Origin of the sequence: Pedobacter sp. N23S346 (assembly GCF_048515415.1) — a bacterium.
Lineage (GTDB): Bacteria > Bacteroidota > Bacteroidia > Sphingobacteriales > Sphingobacteriaceae > Pedobacter.
The window spans coordinates 65,397-83,345 of the sequence record NZ_JBLYEE010000011.1; the positions used below are offsets into that span (position 1 = coordinate 65,397).

A 17,949-nucleotide genomic window follows, 5' to 3' on the forward strand; every position below is an offset into this window, starting at 1 on the left:
AATTTAAAAGGTGAATTGTAAACCGGCAACAACTGTGCGCAGTGGAGGTGTAACCACACCCTGAGATTCTGGATCAAAACCTTTATATCCGGTTATGGTAAATAAATTTTGTGCCTGAGTAAATATTCTGATATTCTCTGCATGAACTTTTTTGATCCATTTATCCGGTAATGAGTAAGATAAATTAACGTTCTTCATTCGGATAAAAGAAGCATCTACAATGTTGGCATCAGATCCCGTCCATGAGTTATATGCAAAGTAAGCTGCTCTTCCATTTGTACCACTTAATCCGGCAGTAACCAGGTAGTCTGGAGAGCCAAGGGCTAAATAATCATTAAAAACACTTGCTGCGGCATTATACATGTATCCCGGAGGATAAAATGAAGATGCGGCTAAACTTCTTCCTTTTTGCTTTACAAACTGGAAGGTAAAATCAAGCGTGAAGTTTTTATAGGTAACGCTATTGGTTAATCCCCCGAAAAAATTTGGATTTGAACTCCCAATAAAATATCGGTCTCCGCGACCAATAGCTGCAAAACCCGTAGTTGGAGAAGCTGTACCTCCAATGCCATTAAAATCGGTAAATGCCGGTAAATTAGTAACCGGATCTATGCCCGTAAACTGATAGGCGTAGATAGAGTTGATAGGGTTGCCGATAATATATGTGGTATAATATGATGTTTTTTCGATATTAGGGAACGATAAAAGTTTGTTTTCGTTTTTGCTAATATTGAAAGAGGATGTCCAGACGAAGTTTTTCGTCTTAATATTTGTACTATTTACAGCAAATTCTAAACCCGAGTTTTGCACAGTTGCCGGCAGATTACTCTGATATCCGGTAAAGCCAGTTTGTGTACTTAAAGGGTAATTAATTAATTGGTTACCAGAGCGATTGCGGTAATAAGATGCAGATAAAGATAACCTGTCTTTAAAGAATGCAAATTCTAAGGCAATATCAAGTTTTTTTGTACTTTCCCACTGAAAATTATCATTTGATATTCTGGAAGGAGTCAAACTTGTTGAACCATTGTAAAGTGCGGTGGAAGACGAATAAGAGGCCAGATACTGATAATCACCTATTTCATCGCTACCCACTATTCCGTAACTTCCACGTAATTTACCAAAACTAAACCAACTCGGTTTGTTCTTTAAAAAATGCTCTTCTGTAAAAATCCATGCGGCACCAACAGAACCAAAGTTTCCGAATTTTTTGTTAGGACCAAATCTTGAAGATCCGTCTCTCCGGAAGTTCAGGTTTACAATATATTTATTTTCTACATTGTAGTTTAACCTGCCAAACAAAGAAGCATATTTATAATCCCTTGATGAACTGCTGGTGCTTATGGTAGTTGCCAATGCAAGATTTGTTAGAAAATCATCAGAAGCAAAACCTGAAGCACTGCTATAATAGGGCTGGCGTGAAAGTTTTGACTGATATGTTCCTCCGGCAAGCAAATTTAATACGCCCTTCCAAATTTTTTGGTTGTAGGTTATCTGCGGCTCAATAATATAGTTATTGGCATAGGTGTTGGAATAAGATGCAGAGCCCGAAGTGGGTACACTAAATGTTGTATTTAATGAAGATAGTGGCCTGATGGTTACTTGTTTAGATTCACTACGGTTATAGCCCAGGGTAGTTTTTAAATCCAGCCCTTTAGCTATGGTATACTTCAGGTTTAAACTGCCCAGCAAACTTGTAGTTCTGTTATCATTGGTCTGGTTTAAAAAACCATAAGGATTGTTTAATCCCGATACCCAGTATAAACTGCCATCCGGATTATAAATCGGATAATTTGGGGGAAGGTTATAAGCGTAAGTAGCTAATTCTGTAGAGGAGATATTGTTTTTATCTGTAGAATAAACTGCAGACATGCCCATGGTGAATCGCTGATCGGCAGATGAATGGTTCAGGTTCATGTTCACACCGCCTCTCTGGTAACCTTGTTCTCCGGGATAAATATTGCCCTCCTGATGATAAGTGCCGCTTACATAAAAATTAGTGCGGGAATCGCCACCAGAAATGTTTGCGTTTACATCATGCGTTCTGGCTGTATTGCCTAACAATTCTTTTTGCCAGTTGGTATTGGCATTTTGATCCCACTGCAACAAATCTGGTGCAGAAGCAATAGTTGGTGCTGTTGGAATGGTAGTGAGGTTGTCAAAACCTTTCCGTCTTAAGGCCAGGTATTGGTCTGTTTGTAGCATATCTACAAACCGGCTTACCACTGACGCACCTGTTGATGCATTTACATTAAACTTTGTTTTTCCGGATTTGCCCTTTTTTGTTGTAATTAACACTACACCATTTGCTCCGCGTGAACCATAAATGGCTGTCGCATCTGCATCTTTTAATACCTCAATACTTTCAATATCAGATGGATTAATAGAGTTCATTGGACTTGTATTGCCCTCCGCAGATGGCAGTACTGCTGTATTTGACGCGGACTGGTTAATGGGTTCAGAAAGAAAGGGAACACCATCAATGATGTAGAACGGGCGATTGCGGTTGGCAACCAATGAATTTGTACCCCGAATCTGTACATTTATTCCGGCACCCGGTAAACCGTTCGTTTGAACGATAGATACACCAGGCATTCTGGCTGCCATAGCCTGCAGTACATTAGTTACAGGTTGATTTTCAATTTCCTTTGCACTGAGCCCTGACTGAGACCCCGTACTTGTTCTTCTGGTAGTGGTACCATAACCAATCACAATAACCTCATCAAGCTTTGCCGGATCTAGTTTCATTTTAACATCCAGATATGCAGCTGTATTTACCGTTATGCTTTGATTGCTGTAGCCAACAAAGCTAAATTCGAGGATGGAATTAGGAGCCGAAACACCTATAGCAAACTTTCCACCTGAATTTGTAAAAGCGATTTGCGAACCATTTTTTACATGAATAGACACTCCTGGCATAGGCTCATTATTCTCATCTACTACTTTTCCATTTACCACGAAGCCATCACGCTTTTCTACCACGGCTTCTAATGATGTTTCGGGCTTTGTAGTGGGTTCAGCTGTTACCTCATTTCTGGCTTTAATGACCACAAACTGATCGTTAACCACTTCGTATGCCAGGTTATTTGTTTTTAACAAGCGGTCTAACAAATCCTTTAAACGAATATTATTAAAATTTCCACTTATTGCTGTCGAATTTTTATAGAGTTGGTTGCTGTAAACAAGCCTGAACTGAGCTTTAGTTGCGATGGTTTTCAATACCTTCTCTAGTTTTTGGTCAGAAAACTCAATAGTGATGCGTTTCTCGGTAAGTTGTGCACTTGCTGGTGCAGACCAGCTAAACTGAACGGCAATGGCGATACCCAGAATTTGCAGTAACGAAAATTTCATAATTCTTGTTAGTATTGGTATAGCTTTTAAGCTGGGTGGCAGCAGGTTAACTGGTTGGGTTAACGGCTTAAAATTTAGCGCACAGGCTAGCCGTTTGAACAATTTGTTGTACATTTGTTTGGTTTTTTAGTTAGTAATTCAGGCTTCTAAACTTCGCAGCAGGGTGTTCGTAGCACGCCTGCTGCTGCTTTTTTAGGGTAAAATTTTAAATCATCAGTTACAGCCTCCTCCTGTAATTGTTATTTCATTAAGGTTATTAATGGAGTAAGTAGAACCAATTGCGGGGCATATTACTTTTAAAGTATTTATTAATGACTGATCGGTTACATCAGCAGATAAATAACAATTCTGGTAAGCGGTTTGATCAGCTTTTATTTTAACGTTAAATTTCTTTTCTATTCTGTTTTTAATCTCCTCGAAACCGGTATTCTCGAAGTTCATGTCATATTCCGTTCCGCTTAAAATCAGTGCTTTTTTCGATTCCTGTGCAACTATAATCTCAGGTAATGCCTTTGCATCCAATACTTGAAATACCTTGCCCGGTGTTACAATAACAGGTGAAGTTGGTTTTGCACTATTCTTAACCTGTTCAGAGATGGAAACCTTGCCTGTTAAAACCGTTAGCTTAAAGGTTTTGTCACCAGCGTTTTCATTGATATTAAAACTGGTACCCAATACACGGGTAATGTATTTTCCGGAGTTGATTACAAATGGATGTTTGCGGTCTTTTGCCACTTCAAACAATGCTTCGCCATGTAGGGTTACATTTCTGGTGGTGGCTCCAAATTTGGAAGGATAATTTAACCGGCTTTCTCCTTTTAGCCATACAATGGAATGATCGGGAAGATAAACCTTTGTGATTTTACCTTTCGTAGATGTTTTAATTTGCTGAACTACCTGAATAGCAGGGTTTTTATCCTGTCCAAGCCACATAACAGCTGCACTGGCCATCAAAATAGCGGCAGCAATGCCAACTGCTTTCCATAGTTTAAAAGTTTTTCTTTGTAATCTGATACGGCTTTGAATGACATTCAGTATTCTGGCCTGTAAATCAGAACTGCTTTGATCCTGGAGTGTCCATTCCGGCCTGACCGAAGGCGTTTCAGCATACCAGTTTTCCAGTAGCACACGCTCTTCAGTTGTTATCGAACCATTTAGCAATTTTTCTGCTAAATTTTCGATATTTTCATTTTGTTTGTTTGGCATTTTGATAGATTACAAACATATAGTATGTAATTTTTGTAAATACCCTTGCTTAGATCGAAAATATATTTGTCTTTTATTGAAGTCCAGGAAATAGCATCATCATAATCAATAACATTAATAAAGTTAAATTGCCTTTTATGAACTTTAGTGCTTTTGTGAGGTGGCCCTCTACAGTTTTTTCGCTGATATCAAGTTTTTTAGAAATTTGATATGCAGAAAGTCCCTTTTCGCGACTCAATCTATATACAATTTGACATTTATCGGGCAATTGCGCTACTAAGCTTTCAATTTCTGCCCTGATCTGAGAAAAATCAAGCCAATGCTGTGTACTATGATCTGCAAATTCAGTGGAAACGCTGTCATCAAATGAAACTGCAGATCGCTTTTTCCGCTCGGCAACCTTTGCATAAATGGTGTATTTTAATGCGGCTGAGATATAGGTTTTAAAAGTATATTTTAAAATAGTTTGCTGGCGGCTGTTCCACAACTGTAGAAAAACCTGTTGTACCACCTCTTCTGCATCTTCCTGCGATTGCAGTTTAAAGAAAGCCACTTGAAGAAGTTTATCCCAATAACGGTTATATAAAATGGTAAATGCCTTTTCGCTATTTTCTTTTAGAAGATCAAACAACGCCTCATCAGGCTCCTCATTTAGCACACGCATTTCTATTTATTAACTCTCTAAGATAAAGCTTAATATTGAATTAACAAATTGATAACCTACACTAAAAAGTGCTTGTATGATGATTCTATAGCATATTACTGATTAATCATTCGACCGGATTTAATTACCAGATCAATGTTTTTTAATGCTTCTATATTTAACAATGGATTTTCTTTCAAAACAATTAAATCTGCCTGTCTGCCCTTTTCAATCAGCCCGATGTTTTTTTCTTGTCCGATTACTTTAGATGCCGAAATGGTTGCTGAGCGAAGCGCTTCTGCATTGGTAAAACCACAATCTTTAGTATAGTACATCAACTCATCAATTAAATGTGGATAGGGGCGATTCAATTCAACAATTTGATCGGTGCCAGCCGAAATTTCTACACCTAGCCCGTGAACTCTTTTGAGTAAGGGTAAAGACCAGGGATCTTTTTCAACCGAAACACATAATGTTGCATCCATAATGGCATGATGGGCCTTCATTTCCTTGCAGAATTCAGTGATATCGATGCTGGCGATTGCACTATCCCGATAGGCATTGCTGGTGGAACGTCTGCGGAAAATGGTATCTTCCTTTTTTCTCAATGCTTCTAACATATACACGTGCGACAATACTTCTACTCCCGCTTTAACCACATCAACTGGTTTTGCCGGGTACATCATGGTATGCCCCCAAACTTTTAAGCCATGCCTTTTAGCGGCCTGAACAATATCCTTTAAAAAGTCTTTATCAAATGAATGGTACAGTTTTACTCCTGTTGCACCGCAAGCCTTCGCACTGGCCATGGCTTCATCCAGGTTATCGCCGGGAACCAAACGTTGTTCCCAAGGGGTAAATGGCTCTTTTCTGATGTTTGCACCCCTGTTGTAGTACCAATCTCCGGCCATAAATGCTGCAAAATAAACATCCGGACCAATTCTATTTCCCTTCGTAATTTCATTCCTGGCTTCCAGCAATGCAGCTCCATTTCCACCGGCATCCCGTACGGATGTGATCCCATGTGAAACGAAATAATTGAGTTGTTTGTAAGTGTTTTCTATATTATTCTTAAAAGGTGCGGTAACATGCACGTGTCCGTCTATCAGTCCTGGCATTACAAAAGCACCGTCGAGATTCAAAACTTTTCCTTGCCCTGCCTTACTAGAAGTCTTTCTTACCTTAACAATTTTCCCGGCTTTCATTACAATCTCCTGATTGGTTTTAATGATGCCTTTTTTAACATCTACCAGGTTTACGTTTCTGAGCGTAAGCAGGGTAGAATCATTACCGTAGACCGGATTTTCTATCTTCATTGCGTTTGAAGGGAGCAGGTAACAGGTGGCGCATATCAAAAGGGCAGATAGCTTTTTGCTTATTGAGGATGTGAATGGCATGTACGATTTTAGTTGATGGTTTTATCCTTTAGTGTATCAAAATGCTGAATACCCTTGCCGGGCAGGAGAAAAAAAATCAGTTTTGGTAACTAATGCTAAAATGTAAAACGGATTTTGTGCTCACTAAATCCTCTATGAATAGGGCACTGGTGAATGCAATACCGCTAAAGGAAAGCATTTGTAGTTAAATAAAGCAGAATCAATAGCAAAATCCCATCATTAACCGATAGCCACAAACAAAAGCAGTTATTCGTAAATGATGGAATTACCAGTAATTTGTTGGCAAGAGCGGCTCGTCCAGGCTATTGGTCAATTGCCGGATGGTGAGTTGTTATTCATATAAATTCTCTCTAAATAGAAAGTATAACAATAAGTAAACTTCAATCACGTTATGTTGGCATTGAATATTTTCATATCTAACTGAAATACAAATAACAAAAAAAATAAACACATGGAAATCAAGTTCTATCCTTCTTGAGGCATCAATATTAACTCAGTATTATAGCGCTCTACTATAAACTTTTTATATAATTAAAACCCTATAATGAAATCAAAATCCATCGCAGTCTTGTGTATTGCAGTTTTCGCATGCGCCAATGTGGCATTTAGCCAGCAAGTTTCCAGTTCAAAAAAACAGGACATAATCAGATCTAAAAACGATCAAAAATACAGTTCACCTCAATGGCGTAAAGACAATTACATCGTCAATCGCGATTCTGCATTCGCCAATCCATATTATGCGATCCAAAAACTACAGGGCGGTAACCGGAGGTTTGTAGAGGGTAGAAGTATTTATCCACGCCAGGATGCAGCCTTGATAAAAAAATTAGCCGAAGGTCAATCACCATTTGCATTAATTGTTGGTTGTTCTGATTCAAGGGTTTCGGCAGAAATCCTTTTCGATCAGGGTTTTGGCGATTTATTTGTAACCAGAACTGCAGGTCAGGTAATGACTGATGCTTCTTACGGTACAATAGAATATGCTGATCTGATGCTTAAAACTAAATTGATTGTTGTTTTAGGTCATACCAATTGTGGTGCCGTAAAAGCCGCTGTTGAACACCCTGAAAATTTGCCAGGTCACATTTCTCAGCTGATCCATTCCATAAGGCGTGCTGCTGATACTGCATCGGTAATGAAAGGAAATGTTCTGGATAATGCAATCCGTTTAAACGTGATCAACCAGGTAGAAGAATTACGAAATTTAGATCCCGTTCTTAAGCAAAATTATAACGATGGGAAAATATTGATTATTGGTGCTGTTTATGATTTGCAAAATGGTAAAGTAACTTACCTGGATGAAACCTTAAAAAACTTACCGAAAAGTAATTATTCACAGAAGAAAATTGCAGGTTTATAAAAGCCTTTCAGATTTTTTAACTTTATAAATGATGTTATTCGGGAGAAACTCCGGATGACATCATTTACTTTAATCTTTGCACAGCTAAAAATTGATGTTGTGCGAGTTTTTAATTTCGGCCATTACGAAGGTGCTGTGCGTACTTCCAATACTTTCCACAGAACCCAATTTGTTAAATACGAAATCCTGATAATGTTTCATATCCCTGGCATATACTTTCAGGATAAAATCATAATCTCCCGAAACATTATAGCATTCTGCCACTTCATCAATCTCCATAATGTCTTTTACGAAGTGATTTCCTATTTTCCGATCATGCTGTTTTAATTTAATATTGCAGAAAACAATAAAGCCCTGATTAAACTTCTCTGCATCCAGTATGGCAATATATTTTTTGATATAACCGTTATTTTCCAATCTTTTTACCCGCTCAAATACAGGTGAGGCAGATAAATTTACCTGGCTGGCCAGTTCTTTTGTGGTATAACTCGAGTTGTTACTTAGAATTTTTAAAAGCAATAAGTCAGTTTCATCAAGACCATCCATAGAATAATTTTCTTTTAGCATGACGAAATTAAGAACTTAAAAGCATAATATTCTATATCTTAATTATTTTTAAGGTTATTATCCCTAATAATTTATATTGTAAGATATTTGAGTCTTACCTTATACCTTTGATCAGAATTAAAAACTGATTGTAAAAACAAAAGTTCTTTTTATTTCTATATTGAAAGGGTTTTGCTTAAGGTGAATTAATAGGGAATCGTGTGTAAATCACGAGCTGTCGCGCAACTGTAAGTAACATTAAAGTTTTATCAAAAATATATCCACTGCTTTGCGGCGGGAAGGATGATTAAAACAGTTACAAGTCAGGATACCTGCCTCTTCAATTGACGTTGCTTTCGCGATTTGAAGCTAGAAGTCTGATGATTACATTTTTGGGTGTAAAACCATTATTGGTTGAGGCTGCCCGATTATTTTTGTTCGCATCTTTCTATTTAGAACTATCTTCGCAAAACACACCAGGAAATAAATTGGCTTTTTACAATGATTATTAACCATTTAAAAAGTTGAAAAATGCAAACGCACAACCTGGGCTATCCAAGAATTGGTAGCAACCGAGAACTAAAAAAAGCCAGTGAGCAGTATTGGGCTGGGAAAATCACTTTAGCAGAACTGCTAAGTAAAGGAAGAAACATCTCCGAGCAAAACTGGAAACTTCAGCAAGAAGCAGGAATAGATTTGATTCCATCAAACGATTTCTCCTATTACGATCAGATTCTGGACATGTCGCTAACGGTAGGAGCAATTCCAAAACGTTACAATAGGGTTGTGCTCACCAAAAGCAATAACGAGCTTGATCTTTATTTTGCAATGGCCAGAGGTTATCAAAAAGACGGACTTGATATCACTGCCATGGAAATGACCAAGTGGTTAGATACCAACTATCATTACATTGTGCCAGAATTTTACAAAGACCAGGAATTCAGCTTGTTTTCTGGTAAAATTGTAAATGAATTTATCAGTGCAAAGCAAATCGGAATTATTACTAAACCAGTAATTATTGGTCCGGTTTCTTACTTGTTATTGGGAAAAGAAAAAGAAGCTGGTTTTGATAAACTGGATCTGATTAAAAAGCTATTACCAGTTTACCTGCAAGTTCTTGCAGAGTTGAAAGAACAAGGCGCAGAATGGGTACAATTTGATGAACCTTTCTTAGCATTGGATCTTGATGAAAAAGCGAAAAAAGCCTATCAATATGTTTATGCAGAAATTAAAAAACAGTTTCCTCAATTAAAGGTATTGGTTGCTACTTATTTCGAAGGATTGAAGGATAATTTAGCATTGGCCACTTCATTGCCTGTGAAAGCTTTACATATCGATTTGGTACGTTGTCCGGAACAATTGGATGAAGTTTTAGATGCGATACCTGTTGAACTAACGTTGTCGCTTGGTGTTGTGGATGGCAGAAATATCTGGAAAAATGATTTTGAGCAATCTCTGGTTATTATTGATAAAGCAGTTGAAAAATTGGGTAGCGATAGGGTATTGATCGCGCCTTCCTGCTCTTTATTACACTCGCCTTGCGACTTAGATTTGGAAACCAACGAAAAAACCTTAACTCCTGAAATTAAGCAATGGTTGGCTTTTGCAAAGCAAAAAGTTAATGAAATTGTCACCTTAAAAGCATTGGCAGCTGAAAATCCTGACGTGGATGTATTGGCAAAATTATCGGAAAATAAAAGAGCAACCGAAAGTAGAAAAACGTCAAAGCTGATTCATAATGAACAAATTAAGCAAAGGGTAGATGCAATCACCCATGCAGATTCGCAGCGTTTGAGTGTTTTCTCATTAAGAAAAAAAGTACAACAAGACATTTTAAACTTACCGCTTTTCCCTACTACCACTATTGGTTCGTTTCCACAGACTGCGGAAGTAAGAAGCTGGAGATCGCAATTTAAAAAAGGGGAAATTACACCTGCAGCGTATGATGCACTGTTGAAGAAGGAGACCGAAGAAGCCATTTACTGGCAGGAAGAAATCGGGATAGATGTACTGGTGCATGGTGAGTTTGAGCGAAATGATATGGTGGAATATTTTGGCGAGCAATTGAATGGTTTTACTTTTACCAAAAACGGATGGGTGCAAAGTTATGGCAGCCGCTGTGTTAAACCTCCAATTATTTACGGTGATGTAGATCGCCCGAAACCAATGACGGTTTACTGGACAGCCTATGCGCAATCACTTACTAAAAGCCTGGTAAAGGGTATGTTAACCGGGCCAGTCACCATTTTGCAGTGGTCGTTTGTTCGTAACGATCAACCACGCTCGGTAACCTGTAATCAGATTGCTTTTGCCATTCGTGATGAAGTGATAGACCTGGAAAAAGCAGGCATCAAAGTAATACAAATCGATGAACCGGCTATTCGCGAAGGTTTGCCATTAAGAAAAACGGATTGGCAACAATATTTGAAATGGGCGGTAGATGCATTTAAAATTTCAGCAAGTGGCGTAAAAGACGAAACGCAAATTCATACGCATATGTGTTATTCTGAATTTAATGATATTATTCAGAACATCGCGGATATGGATGCTGACGTGATTACCATCGAATGTTCACGTTCTCAAATGGAATTATTGGATGCCTTCGCAGACTTTAAATATCCTAATGAAATCGGGCCTGGAGTTTACGATATCCATTCTCCAAGAGTACCTTCTAGAGCAGAAATGGTGCAGCTTTTAGAAAAGGCAAAGGCTGTGGTGCCTGCAGATCAGCTTTGGGTAAATCCGGATTGCGGATTAAAAACGCGGCATTGGGATGAAACTAAAAAAGCACTGATTGAAATGGTTGCTGCTGCGCAGGAAATGCGTCAGGAAGTGTTGGCTCAGGTGTAATTTGCTTATTAAAGATAAAAATGCCGCCTTGATGCGGCATTTTTTTATGAGTTAAAATATCAGGAATAGGATATAAAAATCAATTCATGCAAATTTATATTACCAAGAAAGAGCGTTTCAACTCCGCTAGGCGTATTTATCGCGAAGATTGGACACCTGATCAAAACCTAGAGGTATTTGGCAAAGCCACTAATGCCAATTATCACGGAAATAATTATACCCTTTGGATCACCTTTAGTAAAAAAATAACGCTCGAGAATGAATACCTGCCTTTTCCACAAGTCTTAACAGAGATCCTCCAAAACGAAATCATCGCTAAACTAGATCATAAAAACCTCAGCCTGAACGTAGATTTTATGAAAGGAAAAGTGGCTACTACTGATCAGCTTTGCATCGCTATTTTTAACCTACTTCAGCCTTTCGTTGATGCTAAAGAAAGTTTTGGATTGCACTGCGTTAAATTGAAGGAAGCAGACGAATATATGGTTAGCTACTTTGGAGTCTAGATGTTATGGCTTTTAAGCTAAGGGAAATTCTTTTTAAATGAAAAACGGGAATCATCCAGTGGACGATCCCCGTTTAATCTAAATTAACGCTCTCCATTATAAGACGCATCTTATTGCCTTTTATTGTATAGAGATTATTTTTTTATTTCGTCTATCACTATTTGGTTTGGCCCGCAGATTAAAATTATTTCCGCAGATTAACCTTCGCTTCTGCGGAAATCTTTAAGGTCTGCGAGAAAACTATTTGAGCCATACTACCTTAATTATGAAGCTGTTTGCAAAGAATAGCGCTAACAAAATATAGTCTTTCTGAACTTGATTTAGGATCTTACCCAGAGAGTTGCTGAACTAAATTTACTGCGTAGCTTTCCGCTGCGCTACAGGTCAGCATGACGAATCATTTTATTGTATTCCTAGAGAAATTTCTTTTGTGAAGAATTACCTTTGCAAAGAATAATACAAACGAAGAGTCGTCTTCCTGAACTTGATTCACTGTTGTCCGGTAAAACTTTTTGAACAAATTTTTACCGGACAGCCTAATCACAAATGGCTGCAATATTCCTTAACCAAAATAATATTTTGCAGGATATGGAAGCTATGAGCGGTTTAAAATATTAAAACCTCTGAAAATGATAGTTTTTTACCGGACAGCCGAATTAGTGCAAGATTTTTAGGAAACCTATAAAACAATGGGCTTACCTTTTAAAAATGAGATAAAAACAGCTTTTTTAGCTTGATTTAAAGGATTTAATGGATCGTTTAAACTTTAACCGGACAACAGTGAACTTGATTCAGGATCTTACCCAAATAGTTGCTGAACTAAATCCGATAGCTATCGGATCAGCATGACGAATCATTTTATTGCATCCGTCGAGAAATCCCTTTTGTAAAGAATCATCTTTGCAAAGAATTGGAGAAATCAATTAAAACTGAAAAAGCTTAACCATATTGCTTTTTCCAGTCGGCTTTCATTTGGGTATACTGTTGATCAGCTTCTGCCAATTTCCACTTTTCATAAAAAATAGCGGCTGATGCTGCTTTTTCTGCTTCACCAGTTCCACGCGCTAGTTCTGCATAGCCATTTTCTTTGTCATATTTTTTGCCGCCTTTATAGTTAGCATATCTTCTGGCGCGGGTGTAACCCATTTGCAGAAATTTTCGTGCCATATCGGCGCCTACAAAATCTTTTTCGCTCATGTATTGCTGAAAGCATTTGAAAATTACTTCGCTGCTGTGTGTAGCAATTTCTGGGGTTTTAAAGCGCCAGTGCTTTCTAATCTCCGATTTATATGGTTCGCAAATCAGCACACCTTGTTCACCTTTTCCAACGCGATAACTTTCAGGGTGTTCCCGGTAATTAATATCTGGCTTCCATGGATACTGACTGTTGTCAAAATCCAGGTAAGAAGGTTTGCGTTGTTTTGTCATGAGCCAATTTAACAATCTTCGTTGCGGGATGGTTTGATTTAACGTGATCTGATTTATAAGATTTAAGCCAATTATTGAAAAGCATAGAAAGCAAAAGCTAAAACTTCATAGAAAGACATTATTAGATATCAGCGAAAATAAATCATAATTGTTTCCCGCAGATTTCAGGGATTCCGCAGATCTGAGTGTAAAATACATCTTTTTAACCTATTGATTGGTGTCTCACCAACCACCTAAAGTTATTTAGTCAACCTGTCAATTCTATTGAATTTACAAGTATGAATTTTTCTGTTGGTGAGACACCAACAGATGGATGAATATCATAATTGTTTCCCATAAATTTCAGGCATTCCGCAGATTTGAGTGTTAAGTACAATTTTTTTTATACCTACTTCAGGGTAACATCCAGGTAAACAGAGTGGCGACCATAGGTTTCATAAAATGGTTTAAAAAGCGTATCGCCAATGGTAAATTCCAACAGTTTAGGATCGCCTTTAATTGATTTGCTCAAATCACTGGCATCTAAAACCACCTTGCGCCAATCTTTCCTGGCTTCAGGCTCCTGGGCGGCCAGTAATATCGGACCGTAAAAAAGGCTGGCGATATTCTGCTGATCCATTATCGGATCCAGGTGAAACTGGAAAGGCATTTGTAAAGTGATCACATCTCCATCTTTCCATGTACGGTTTATTTTAAGGTAGGTGCCAGGTTTTGCTTGGATCTTTTGTGCTACGCCATTAATCTTCACAAAAAAACCTTTAGTAGCCCAACTTGGTACGCGTACATTCATTTCAAACTTTCCGCTTCCTTTAATCGTTAGGCTGGTCTGGTCTTCATTAGGGAAATTAGTGATTTGCGTTACTGTGATCTGGCGTTCTGTCCATTGTAGAGTAGAAGGGATGAATAAATTCACATAAAGTGCCTGATTATCCTTGCTTTTAAAATAGATCGAATTTTGGAGCTTAGTACTGCTTTCTATTGCGGTGCCATTGCAGCAAGTAAATCCTGTCATGTCTGCATTGCTAAATTGTTTGCTTGAGCCGGGTCTGAGCGGTATATGATAAGTATTTGCAGGACTATCTTCGGCAACAGAAGCGAGGATGTCATTGTATAAACCACGTTCATAATAATCCATTAACTCTGCCCGCTGATCAAAGAGGAACAGATCGCCTGTTAATTTTAGCATGTTATAAGTGGCGCAGGTTTCATTTTGCCCACCTTCAGAGAAACCATTTTCATAAAGTGTGGAAGGCTGAGCAATAAAACATTCTGCATTTGCTGGGTTTCGCGCTCCGGCAACTCCCCCGATGCTGTACATGTAGTCGTTTACCATCTTGTACCAGAAATTATCAGCCACTTTATAATAAGCCGGATCATTCGAAACGCGGTACATTTCTATGCTTCCAACAATTTGAGGGATGTGTTGATTGGCGTGCAATCCCCGAAAAAGATCTACATTTTTTGCCAAGCCGTGCGAATGAGCAGTGTCGCCATAAAACACTTTAATATTATCAAACAATTGCGCTGTTTTCAGGTGATTCGGATTTCCTGTAATGCGATACAAACGGGCCATCGATTCATTCATTCCACCGAATTCGCCAGCAATGTAGGTGTTCCACATTTTGATCAGTGTTTCCTGCGGCAATTTGTTTAATCGTGCATAAACCCAATCGCTCATGTTACTGGCCACTTCAAGTGCTTTTTTATTTCCGCTTACTTCATAAACATCCAACAGGCCAGCTAAAATTTTATGCAACGTATAATATGGCGCCCAAACCTGATTTTTTTGTCCGCCGTATTTGGCTCCATTTTCCAGCATAATAAACTGATCAGGAGGGTAGGCACTGATAAAACCCTTTCCCCAGTTCCAATAATCATTGCGGATACCAGCTTCACTAAGGTCTGAATCGAAATTCAACTTCCCCGGGCCAAATGGTACTGCAGTAGGATCAGCTACATACTTTCCACCTGCTGTTTTAGGCTTTCCAGATAACTGTGATAATTCGTAAAGTGAATTAATCATGTACTCCATTTTTTTGGAGAAATTTTCGTGGAGCTCCTGATCATACCCTGTACCGGCATAGGCCTGCGCAATTGCAGAAAGATAATGGCCGGTGGCATGGCCTCGTAATTTGGTATCTTCACTATCCCATACACCCAAAGCTTTTGCGCCTTCAGGTTGTTTCTGACCAAAGGCCTGGCGGAACATATAAAGGAAAGAGTTTGGATCTGTTTTAGCTAATGTTTTGATAAACTTATCGCGGTTTTCGATAAATTTAGTATCGTGGCCCTGCGCATTTGTTTTTAATGTTACCTGATCTAAATGAAAGGTTTCCAGCTTTAATGCTGGAGTGATCGATTTTTGAGACGGTTTTACAGTTATAAATGCTTTTGGTTGAAAATCTGTACCTGAAACCCGCCCGGTAATGGTGAATCGCCCTGGTTTTAAAACCGTAGAATTGTCTATTGCAGCAGGCCATATTACCCGTACTTCAGGGCCTTTTAATTGATTACGATACGTTCCGGGTAAATGGCTTGGGAGCCTTGGTAAATCACCCACAGATGTTGCCACTTCCACATCCGATACATGGGTGAGGTAGGCGTTATAAAGTTGCGCTTTGGTGGGTGAAAACTGTGGCAGATCATCTTCTTTCTTCTCTGTGGTATTTACGGCGACTACTTGTGATCCGCCTTGCGCATTGCGGTAGATTCCTGCCACCTGATTTCTGCTTAGTGGAATCCTATAAATGCGAAGATCGTGTATCAGCGCATTCAAGTTGGCCTTGCCTGGTGATAGTGATTTCCCGATATAGAGCATACTTTTTCCTCCTGCAAGTGGATTAAATATATCTGTTAAAACCAAGGGAATATTTTTGGTTTCAGCTACAAGTTTACCATCCAGATAGGTAATGATAGATTTAGAAGGAACATCTATCACAACAGTGATTAACATCCATTTATTAATTTCGAGCGCGGAAGAAACAGCGCTATTGGTGGTTCCTTTCGTTGTAACCGAAGCCTGATAGCCTTGCCGATCTTTTGTTCCGGCGGGAGCCGTAAAGAAATGGCTTGTGGCATCTTTTCCAAAGTCGAATAAATGTTGATCCGCTTGTTTCGAACGCATATAAATCCATCCGGAGATGCTGATAGATTCTAAGTCTGTTAAAACTTCAGACGGAAGTGTGATAAAAGAATCATTACCTCCGGTTAGCGATAATACCTTTCCAAATCGACTATCGTTAATGAATTGAGCACCAGTGCCTTGAGTCTTACCATGAAAATTATTTCTAGACCAGTCCTTGGCATCGCCATTAAATAAATAACGAGCGCTTAATCCTGTTTCGCCAATCCCATCTAAAATTTGGTCGCCATTCTGGGCACGAACGGTATTGATGCCGCTAACCAAAGCAATAAAAAGCAGGATTATAGGGAATGATTTATTATATATTTTCATAGTTAACGCTTTATAATCAACATCTTTTATCTTCTAAAACAATCATTAAAACAGGAGAAAGGGGAGAGTATGCTAAAATTCTTGCATTCCCTCGCTCCAAAGCCAATTGTGCTTTTTCTCTGATTTAATCAATATTAGATTTCAGGCAAATCATTATTCATTGATGATTTGCGATAAAGTTAGAAAGAACCCGAATGTTTCTATGAATCTTTTTTAGCCGATTGCCGCAAGATATTAACTTGTATGTGGCGTTTGCATCATCAGTTAACAGGCAGGCTGATGAAGCTTGATATTGGCTCCTCTTAAGTTGTTCCGGATTGGCATTACGTTTTTACTATACTTTGAGATCTTGTATGGTCATGCATTTTGATATTATTAATGCAAGTAATTTTGTTTATGATGAAAAAAGCACTTTTCTTGCAAAACTTAAATTTATGAATGTTTAAATTATCGTATTGCAAGAAAAGGCTATGTCACTGATTTGGTTATGGTTTAAAAATACAGATCCGCCATTTCTGGCCGCTTTCATTCTGTACTTCTTCCCATGCCAGGAAAGTGTAACGGTCGGTCAATCTTTTCCAGAGTTGTGCATGTTCGGCGTAGTAAAACATGGATATGATCACATGGCCGCCAGGATTTAAATTTTTAGCAAAGCATGCATCCAACTGCTCAATTAACCTGTTGAAATAGTAAATGCATTCATTAAAAATGATTACATCGAACTTTTCATCGGGAGTGGAGATGTTAAAATCTGCCTGTACAAATCGATAGGGCGGGAATCTGTTCCTGGCTTCAGCGACTGCATTTTCTGCAATATCGAAGCCGAGATAATTTTCTGGTCCTTTAATGTATGGTTTAAGGTAGTGGAATAAAACACCTTGTCCGCAACCAGCATCAAGAACGCTGCCGGCGCCATATTGGTTGTAAAACTTCACAATACTTTGATAGTGGAGTGCTTCTGTATCTGAATAAAGATAATCCCAGGCCCCGTTTTTAAATTGTTCTTCCCAAACATTTCTGCCCACCGGACTACCGATTCCAAACCTGTATAAAAACTTTCTGATGAATTTCTGTCTGAAATAATAATAAACTTTTTCTGCTGTAACCATATCTGCTATAAATCAGCCGAATATATTGAAACATTTGGATATTTTATGTTCATTAATATAAAATTATCTGCTAATAGATCGATTGATTGTAGCTTTTAT

At 38.4% G+C, this 17,949-nt stretch carries 11 protein-coding genes and 1 riboswitch; of the genes, 3 read left to right on the forward strand and 8 right to left on the reverse strand.

Features of this window, described 5'->3' with window-relative positions:
- Window positions 1–3 precede the first annotated feature (3 nt).
- From ACN1CD_RS18030 to ACN1CD_RS18045, 4 genes are all read right to left on the reverse strand, one after another.
- Window positions 4–3,351, reverse strand: coding sequence for a SusC/RagA family TonB-linked outer membrane protein (locus ACN1CD_RS18030; protein ID WP_419131795.1), 3,348 nt, complete (start codon window positions 3,349–3,351; stop codon window positions 4–6).
- A gap of 213 nt (window positions 3,352–3,564) precedes the next feature.
- Entirely contained in the window at window positions 3,565–4,557 is a 993-nt protein-coding gene (locus tag ACN1CD_RS18035; RefSeq protein WP_419131796.1) for a FecR family protein, read from the reverse strand.
- A gap of 73 nt (window positions 4,558–4,630) precedes the next feature.
- Window positions 4,631–5,221, reverse strand: coding sequence for an RNA polymerase sigma factor (locus ACN1CD_RS18040; protein ID WP_419131797.1), 591 nt, complete (start codon window positions 5,219–5,221; stop codon window positions 4,631–4,633).
- A 95-nt stretch (window positions 5,222–5,316) separates the two neighbouring features.
- Window positions 5,317–6,516 (reverse strand): amidohydrolase family protein, encoded by a 1,200-nt coding sequence (locus ACN1CD_RS18045; RefSeq protein ID WP_419131798.1) that lies wholly within the window; start codon window positions 6,514–6,516, stop codon window positions 5,317–5,319.
- Window positions 6,517–7,141: 625 nt separating this feature from the next.
- Between ACN1CD_RS18045 and ACN1CD_RS18050 the strand changes: the two genes are divergently transcribed.
- Window positions 7,142–7,957 carry a carbonic anhydrase gene (locus tag ACN1CD_RS18050; protein WP_419131799.1) on the forward strand — a complete coding sequence of 272 codons (816 nt, stop codon included), beginning with the start codon at window positions 7,142–7,144 and terminating at the stop codon, window positions 7,955–7,957.
- Between the two features lie 84 nt (window positions 7,958–8,041).
- Here the strand turns inward: ACN1CD_RS18050 and ACN1CD_RS18055 are convergent, their stop codons facing one another.
- Window positions 8,042–8,524, reverse strand: a complete 483-nt coding sequence (locus ACN1CD_RS18055; RefSeq protein WP_419131800.1) for an Lrp/AsnC family transcriptional regulator — start codon at window positions 8,522–8,524, stop codon at window positions 8,042–8,044.
- 149 nt (window positions 8,525–8,673) lie between these two features.
- Window positions 8,674–8,858, forward strand: a riboswitch (cobalamin riboswitch).
- 176 nt (window positions 8,859–9,034) lie between these two features.
- On the opposite strand from ACN1CD_RS18055, the gene metE reads away from it, so the two are divergent.
- A complete protein-coding gene (metE, locus tag ACN1CD_RS18060; protein ID WP_419131802.1) occupies window positions 9,035–11,353 on the forward strand; it encodes a 5-methyltetrahydropteroyltriglutamate--homocysteine S-methyltransferase in 2,319 nt (772 codons plus the stop codon).
- Between the two features lie 86 nt (window positions 11,354–11,439).
- On the forward strand, window positions 11,440–11,859 hold the full coding sequence (locus ACN1CD_RS18065) for a 6-carboxytetrahydropterin synthase (protein WP_419131804.1): 420 nt from the start codon (window positions 11,440–11,442) through the stop codon (window positions 11,857–11,859).
- 939 nt (window positions 11,860–12,798) lie between these two features.
- On the opposite strand, the gene ACN1CD_RS18070 is transcribed toward ACN1CD_RS18065, so the two are convergent.
- From ACN1CD_RS18070 to ACN1CD_RS18080, 3 genes are all read right to left on the reverse strand, one after another.
- Window positions 12,799–13,287, reverse strand: coding sequence for a DUF4385 domain-containing protein (locus ACN1CD_RS18070; RefSeq protein WP_419131806.1), 489 nt, complete (start codon window positions 13,285–13,287; stop codon window positions 12,799–12,801).
- A 388-nt stretch (window positions 13,288–13,675) separates the two neighbouring features.
- Window positions 13,676–16,741, reverse strand: coding sequence for a beta-L-arabinofuranosidase domain-containing protein (locus ACN1CD_RS18075; protein WP_419131808.1), 3,066 nt, complete (start codon window positions 16,739–16,741; stop codon window positions 13,676–13,678).
- Between the two features lie 485 nt (window positions 16,742–17,226).
- A complete protein-coding gene (locus ACN1CD_RS18080; protein ID WP_419131810.1) occupies window positions 17,227–17,850 on the reverse strand; it encodes a class I SAM-dependent methyltransferase in 624 nt (207 codons plus the stop codon).
- Between the last annotated feature and the right edge of the window lie 99 nt (window positions 17,851–17,949).

Coding starts and splice junctions, on each gene's coding strand:
- ACN1CD_RS18030 (WP_419131795.1), bottom strand. CDS start 3,351: ATGAAATTTTCGTTACTGCAAATTCTGGGTATCGCCATTGCCGTTCAG.
- ACN1CD_RS18035 (WP_419131796.1), bottom strand. CDS start 4,557: ATGCCAAACAAACAAAATGAAAATATCGAAAATTTAGCAGAAAAATTG.
- ACN1CD_RS18040 (WP_419131797.1), bottom strand. CDS start 5,221: ATGCGTGTGCTAAATGAGGAGCCTGATGAGGCGTTGTTTGATCTTCTA.
- ACN1CD_RS18045 (WP_419131798.1), bottom strand. CDS start 6,516: ATGAAGATAGAAAATCCGGTCTACGGTAATGATTCTACCCTGCTTACG.
- ACN1CD_RS18050 (WP_419131799.1), top strand. CDS start 7,142: ATGAAATCAAAATCCATCGCAGTCTTGTGTATTGCAGTTTTCGCATGC.
- ACN1CD_RS18055 (WP_419131800.1), bottom strand. CDS start 8,524: ATGCTAAAAGAAAATTATTCTATGGATGGTCTTGATGAAACTGACTTA.
- metE (WP_419131802.1), top strand. CDS start 9,035: ATGCAAACGCACAACCTGGGCTATCCAAGAATTGGTAGCAACCGAGAA.
- ACN1CD_RS18065 (WP_419131804.1), top strand. CDS start 11,440: ATGCAAATTTATATTACCAAGAAAGAGCGTTTCAACTCCGCTAGGCGT.
- ACN1CD_RS18070 (WP_419131806.1), bottom strand. CDS start 13,287: ATGACAAAACAACGCAAACCTTCTTACCTGGATTTTGACAACAGTCAG.
- ACN1CD_RS18075 (WP_419131808.1), bottom strand. CDS start 16,741: ATGAAAATATATAATAAATCATTCCCTATAATCCTGCTTTTTATTGCT.
- ACN1CD_RS18080 (WP_419131810.1), bottom strand. CDS start 17,850: ATGGTTACAGCAGAAAAAGTTTATTATTATTTCAGACAGAAATTCATC.